Origin of the sequence: Chitinibacter sp. GC72, from assembly GCF_009760905.1 — a bacterium.
In the GTDB taxonomy this organism is placed as follows: Bacteria; Pseudomonadota; Gammaproteobacteria; order Burkholderiales; family Chitinibacteraceae; genus Chitinibacter.
On sequence record NZ_VIRW01000049.1, the window covers coordinates 1 to 1,716 of the forward strand.

Here is a 1,716-nt window from a genome sequence, read left to right on the forward strand (position 1 = left end):
CACCGATCTTTAACAAATTACAGCCGATGAGTGTGAGTGCTTGATTCGTAAGTCGAAACAAGTGCTTGCACTCAATTGAAAAGAAAGTAAAACAAGACGAACTTTATTGTTCATCTCGTTTTTTTCTTTGAGTATTGAAGTACAAGCCAAGTAGTACATTTAGCTTAGTGATTAAACGAAAGAGTTTGATCCTGGCTCAGATTGAACGCTGGCGGCATGCTTTACACATGCAAGTCGAACGGCAGCACGGACTTCGGTCTGGTGGCGAGTGGCGAACGGGTGAGTAATACATCGGAACGTACCCAGTAATGGGGGATAACTATCCGAAAGGATAGCTAATACCGCATACGCCCTACGGGGGAAAGAGGGGGATCGCAAGACCTCTTGTTATTGGAGCGGCCGATGGCTGATTAGCTAGTTGGTAGGGTAAAGGCCTACCAAGGCAACGATCAGTAGCGGGTCTTAGAGGACGATCCGCCACACTGGAACTGAGACACGGTCCAGACTCCTACGGGAGGCAGCAGTGGGGAATCTTGGACAATGGGCGCAAGCCTGATCCAGCAATGCCGCGTGCGTGAAGAAGGCCTTCGGGTTGTAAAGCGCTTTTGTCAGGGAGCAAATCCTTGTGGCTAATACCCACCGGGGATGAGAGTACCTGAAGAATAAGGACCGGCTAACTACGTGCCAGCAGCCGCGGTAATACGTAGGGTCCAAGCGTTAATCGGAATTACTGGGCGTAAAGCGTGCGCAGGTGGTTTGTTAAGCACGATGTGAAATCCCCGAGCTCAACTTGGGAATTGCATTGTGAACTGGCTAACTAGAGTACGGCAGAGGGGGGTGGAATTCCACGTGTAGCAGTGAAATGCGTAGAGATGTGGAGGAACACCGATGGCGAAGGCAACCCCCTGGGCTGATACTGACACTCATGCACGAAAGCGTGGGGAGCAAACAGGATTAGATACCCTGGTAGTCCACGCCCTAAACGATGTCAACTAGTTGTTGGGCTTTTCGGAGCTTAGTAACGCAGCTAACGCGTGAAGTTGACCGCCTGGGGAGTACGGTCGCAAGACTAAAACTCAAAGGAATTGACGGGGGCCCGCACAAGCGGTGGATGATGTGGATTAATTCGATGCAACGCGAAAAACCTTACCTGGTCTTGACATGTACGGAATCCTTTAGAGATAGAGGAGTGCCTTCGGGAACCGTAACACAGGTGCTGCATGGCTGTCGTCAGCTCGTGTCGTGAGATGTTGGGTTAAGTCCCGCAACGAGCGCAACCCTTGCCACTAGTTGCTACCATTCAGTTGAGCACTTTAGTGGGACTGCCGGTGACAAACCGGAGGAAGGTGGGGATGACGTCAAGTCCTCATGGCCCTTATGACCAGGGCTTCACACGTCATACAATGGTCGGTACAGAGGGTCGCTAACCCGCGAGGGGGTGCCAATCTCACAAAACCGATCGTAGTCCGGATTGCACTCTGCAACTCGAGTGCATGAAGTCGGAATCGCTAGTAATCGCGGATCAGCATGTCGCGGTGAATACGTTCCCGGGCCTTGTACACACCGCCCGTCACACCATGGGAGTGGGTTTCACCAGAAGTAGGTAGGCTAACCGTAAGGAGGCCGCTTACCACGGTGGGATTCATGACTGGGGTGAAGTCGTAACAAGGTAGCCGTAGGGGAACCTGCGGCTGGATCACCTCCTTTCAAGAGAAA

Annotated in this window: 1 rRNA gene; it reads left to right on the forward strand. The window is 52.0% G+C overall.

Annotated features, from left to right (window positions below):
* Positions 1-173 precede the first annotated feature (173 nt).
* Positions 174-1,707, forward strand: a 16S ribosomal RNA gene (locus tag FLS37_RS16680).
* Positions 1,708-1,716 lie beyond the last annotated feature (9 nt).